Source organism: Psychrobacillus sp., from assembly GCF_056205495.1.
In genome coordinates, this window is record NZ_JBAEAP010000240.1 from 1 (window position 1) to 5,122 (window position 5,122).

5 protein-coding genes are annotated in these 5,122 nt (G+C 38.7%); 4 read left to right on the forward strand and 1 reads right to left on the reverse strand.

The genetic code is table 11. The features are described from left to right. Positions 1–525 precede the first annotated feature (525 nt). The 4 genes from AC06OU_RS06900 to AC06OU_RS06915 all read left to right on the forward strand — a co-directional run bounded on the left by AC06OU_RS06900 (position 526) and on the right by AC06OU_RS06915 (position 3,025). Positions 526–1,038, forward strand: a complete 513-nt coding sequence (locus AC06OU_RS06900) for a hypothetical protein (RefSeq protein WP_475854880.1) — start codon at positions 526–528, stop codon at positions 1,036–1,038. A gap of 34 nt (positions 1,039–1,072) precedes the next feature. Continuing rightward, positions 1,073–1,618: a hypothetical protein gene (locus tag AC06OU_RS06905; RefSeq protein WP_475854882.1), complete on the forward strand. Its 546-nt coding sequence runs from the start codon at positions 1,073–1,075 to the stop codon at positions 1,616–1,618. A 132-nt stretch (positions 1,619–1,750) separates the two neighbouring features. Then, a complete protein-coding gene (locus AC06OU_RS06910) occupies positions 1,751–1,960 on the forward strand; it encodes a hypothetical protein (RefSeq protein WP_340882788.1) in 210 nt (69 codons plus the stop codon). Positions 1,961–2,179: 219 nt separating this feature from the next. Continuing rightward, a complete protein-coding gene (locus AC06OU_RS06915; RefSeq protein WP_475854884.1) occupies positions 2,180–3,025 on the forward strand; it encodes a hypothetical protein in 846 nt (281 codons plus the stop codon). Positions 3,026–3,259: 234 nt separating this feature from the next. Here AC06OU_RS06915 and AC06OU_RS06920 read toward each other — a convergent pair. Then, a partial coding sequence (locus tag AC06OU_RS06920; RefSeq protein WP_475854886.1) for an efflux RND transporter permease subunit occupies positions 3,260–5,122 on the reverse strand: 1,863 nt, incomplete at its 5' end.

Below are 5,122 nucleotides of genomic sequence, written 5' to 3' on the forward strand. Positions count from 1 at the left end.
CTTTAAGCTTGGGTGGCAGTTAGGGAAAGGGTTTTCTTGGAAGGGGTTATTGAGTTGAGCCCATAAACTACCTGAAGGTGTCCCATAAACAAAAGAAAAGCGCCCGTAAAAGTAATAAAGCGCCCATAACCAGGCAAGAAATGTCCCATAAAGAGGGTGAAAAGTGCCCATAAATAGGTCAGAAGTGTCCCATAAAGTTATGTAAAGCGCCCATAAACTACCTGAAAGTGTCCCATAAACCAAAGAAAAGCGCCCGTAAAAGTAATAAACCGCCCATACCCAGGCTAGAAATGTCCCATAAAGAGGGTGGAAAGTGCCCATAAATAGGTTAGAAGTGTCTCATAAAGCAATGAAACCCGCCCATACCCGTAAGGCCAGCCATAATTCTCGAGTAAAAAATAGTCGTATTTCTAACTGAGTATGGATCGCTGCCATTCAAAAATAACTCATATATAATCACCAAATGCAAAAAAAGGATATAATTGTTTTAAGGTGTTTTTACAATTTTGTGAGGAGGTTTAAGGAATGGCTGAGTTACATAAAAAGAGTGCGAATGGAACCCATTATTGGAAGGCATGGGTGTATCGAAAGAAATTGTATGTGGAATCCGGAATCATTGGGGTTAATAAGAATAAGGAAGAGATTCAGCTTGGACTTTTTGAAAACGGTAAGAAGCGTCTTGAAAGATTAGTAGAGGAAAAAAGAAATCAAGGGTTTATGGATAGCATGGGGCCAGAGGAGCTTATCATTCATATCTATAATAATGGAAGTTGGTCACATGAAGATTTACAAGATGCGAGTATGGAGCTTTGTAAGCTGATAGAAAAAGAGCTAGATGAAACTGGTGTTGGATTTACTGATGGTGTGGGTATAGGTGACGATAAGATGGTGAATATATTTTGCATGGTAGATGATCTGGATATAGCAGTTGAAAAAATTCGACGTGTAATTTCAGTGCAGAAGCTGATAGATAATAATGATATCTTCTTATATGAAAGGAATGTAGAAGATATCAATCTATTAAAAACAAGGGGATAGTTTTGGCGACTATATACAAAGGGGATGTGTACAATTGAAAATTTTAATGATTAAGAAGTCGGGTAACAAAACGCTATTTTGGAATATATTCGAATATCAATTTAGAAGTCCAATTACTATTGTGAGTGGCACACTTGGAATCGAAGGTAAGGGAGAAGAGCATAAGCTGAGATTTTGGCAGAGCCCTAAAAAGTTCATGAAAAGACTAGCAGCAGAAAAGGCCAATCAAGGCTATCAGCTGGTGGAAGAAAAGGATCTCAAGAAAGTCTATATCCAATATCGGTACAATGAAGAGAACGAGGAAGAGTTTGAGATGACAGAGGATAAAAGCCTGACGGTTGAAGAAATAGTGGAAGAGGAACTTATGTACTCTGGAAACGGCTATGGATATGGATCAGAAATTGGAGCAGGTACAGGAACGAGTATATTCTATGTAATAGATGTCGAGATTGCGTATAACTCTATTTGGAAATTGCTATCGGAAAAGAAGCTAACGGATGGCGTGGAGATTGCTTATGAGGCTGAGAAGGGAAGCTATGTCTCCTTGCATCCAAAAGGGACAGTATTTGAGCTAGTATAAGTAGTGAAGAAAGCACGTTCTATGCTATAATAGGAGCCTTAGGTAGATTAGGACCAGATGATCCCGGTTGAAAGGAAGTTTCCGAAGCTTCTTCCTTTATATCTATTCGGAAGCTATGTCGGAGGTGTCATGATGAATAAAAGATGGACGATTGAAGAAATCCGTGAGTATGTGAAAAAGAATTCAACCAGTGAATTACTGTCGACAGAATATAAAGGTTTCTCTCAAAAATTACAGTTTAAATGTTCCTGTGGGAATGTTTTTGAAAAGACTTTAACAAAGTTTAAAGGGAGTAACCAGAAAAGCTGTACAGAGTGTGCGCCAATAAAACCATCACGTTAATAGGAAAAGAGCTGCTATATTGCAGTTCTTTTTTTTATGAACCAATAACAATACAGACATATATTAAATGCTAAAAAGTAATTAGAACAAAGAATTTAGCGTTTTTTACAAATAAATACAAATTAAATTTAAGTGTACGAAATATTGGATGTATATCCAATATAGACTATTTTTAAATTTAAACTCTGTTAGAATAGTAATGGAAGGGAGAGGTTTTAAATGTTTAAAAAAATTAGCAAGGCACTACTAGTTGGTGTGTTGGCATTGGGAATTACGGCGACGGCTAACACATCCGCTGAAGCAGCAACGCATAAGGTTATGTGGGGCAAAACAGAATTAAAGGCAGGACAAATTGGTAAGGTAACCATTTTAGCAGACACGGATTTAGTTAAAATCGGTTCAAATGGATCGCTTAGCAAGGTTCGCACTCTTAAAAAGGGCGATGAATATAGAGTTTATACGTATAAGGGGTCAAACGGCGGCTTATATGGATTAGGTGCAAGTAGCTTCGTGCAAAAAAGTACAAAGTTAAAATACGAAACACCATCTAAAAGCAAGCTTGCCTTGTTGAACAAGGAAGTACACGGTGGAATCACCCCAAAAGCAGGTATGAAGCTTACATATTCTCCAAGCTTTACGGAGCCTACAAAGAGAGAGTTTATTACAAAAGTTGAAAATGAATTTGGTGCAACTCGCACTCTTCTGACTATACCGGGCCAGGAAATCGGTGGATATGTGTATAACGAATATACTTCTGACGAGGGAGTTTCTTCTATAGGATTTGGTGTAAATTATACAGATTGGGGCCTATTTAATGTACAATATCCTTTAATTGAAGGAAAGCAAACGAAAGAGATAGACTGGGATGGAAATGTGAGTATAATCCATAACATCAATGTAATCAGTACAACTAGCACTGTCACAGTAAAGGCAGGCACATTCCAAAATGTTGTGATATTCAAGACTTACGCGGGTTACACTTATTACTTAGCTCCTGGGGTTGGAATTATTAAAATGATAGGCAGCGATGGAATCTTAGACGCTGAATTAATTTCGTTCAAATAATATAAAAGCCAGACCAAGCGAATTTAGCTGGTCTGGCTTTTCTTATTGTTTCTAGAAGTTAATCAAAAAGTGTGTTGATTGAGGAGCCTCTGTTCGAGATGGTTTCCTTGTAGTCTCATCCTCTAGTAAGAATTGCATAAACAATAGATGGCTTATCGCTCGAACTTGTCGTCTCTGACAAGGGAGTGATAAGCCATTAGTTTCACTATAGAATTTTTTTAATCAAGTCATTCCTCAATCCACAGTATTAGCCAGTCTTTGCTTTTTAGACTTTCTAAAGTAGAGAAGCTCATAAATACATGGAATTACAATTAAGGTTAGTAGCGTAGCCATTGCCAATCCTCCAATTACAACGATTGCAAGGCTTTGTGATACAAGAATACCTGACTCGGCTTGCTTTAGTAACAGTGGGAGCATGGCACAGATGGTCGCGATGGCTGTCATAAAAATTGGTCGCATTCTAGTGGTGGCAGCTTCAACCAATGATTCACGTATCGTCATTTTCTGTTCATTTTGCTTTACTCTGTCTAGCAATACTATGGCGTTCGTTACTACAACTCCAATAAGCATAAGCGCACCCAGAAGCGCAGTTATATCAATGGAAATGCCACTTATAACGATTCCAAGTACAGCTCCAATTGCTGCTAAAGGTAGGGAGAAAAGAATTGCAATTGGTGTGCGAATGGATTTGAATGTTATTACCATGATTAAAAATACTAATCCAATGGAAACGAGCATCACTAAAAAGAGATCCTCAAATTCATCTGCCTGCTGACTACTAGAGCCACCTACGAATACTTCTATATCCTTTGATATTTCTAATCCTTTCTTGCCCTCACCATTTCCGAATATCGCCACGTTTATTTCACTAGCAATTTCAGAAAGTCTAGCTGGATCGACATCTGCAGTAATTCTTAGATAGGTTTCCCCATCCTTGTGCAGTAGGGTAGTGGCAAGCTTTTCAGACTGTAGGGTTGCCACAGAAGATACCGGAACAGCTCCCTCGTTAGTCATGATCTGGATAGATTCTAAATCATTTGGTTTTTCTATATCTAACAGTGGCTCGAGCATTACTGCTTTTTCCTTGCCATCTATATTAATGGTTCCGATCGGAGTTTTATTTAACATTACACCTAATTGTTGAGCAATTTGCTCTGTATTACCTTTGGAAGGGTCAACGATAAGTGAGTAGACCGTTTTCTTTTCATCTTGATTTGTAGTGACTTTATTTACGCCATTAATAGGTTGAATTTTTTCTTGAATAGTCGGCGCAAGCTTTTCTAAGCTTTCGATATCCTCTCCGACTAAATCAATATTAATATTAGTACTGGATCCACCCATCATAAACGAGGCTTCCGTCATTTCGAATGCGGCCCCTGAAAACATTTCTCTTTTTCCTTCAATCGACTCCATCACTATTGGGATATCATTCTTATCATGTAATAAGATACTGAAGTAAGCTTCCGTTGAAGAGCCCACCGCTCCATATTGTGCAGCCTCTGAAGGAGTACCTACTTGCGCAAAAACATGCTCTACCTCATCCATTTCAAGAATAAAAGCTTCCATATCCATCATTTTTGACTGCACTTCCTCGGCAGCTGTGCTCGTTGGATAGGTTAACGTGACGGTTATATAATCGGAAGAGGAACTATTGACTGCTCCTTTTGGTATTAAAAAGTATGTGCCAATGGAACCGAAAAATAATACTGCGCAAATCAAAAAGATGACCCACTTATGATTCAACGACCAGGTGACAAGCTTTGGAAAACGAGTAGCCGCCTTATGCTCCGGTAACTTCGTGTTCTTCAATAAGCTAGCACTCATGATAGGGACCACTGTTAAAGCAACTAATAGCGAGGCTAACAGCGAATAGGTAACCGTTAGAGCAAAGGGTAGTAAAAAATCCTGTAAGGAACCATTTAACAAGCTCATGGGAAGAAAAACAGCTACAGTCGTTAATGTCGAGGCTGTAATGGCGACTCCAACCTGCTTTGTGGCATCCACAACCATTTGAACACTAAACTTCTCGGACTGCATTTTCCGAAAAATATTCTCTATGACTACTATGCTGTCATCCACTAATCTGCCTACTGCAAC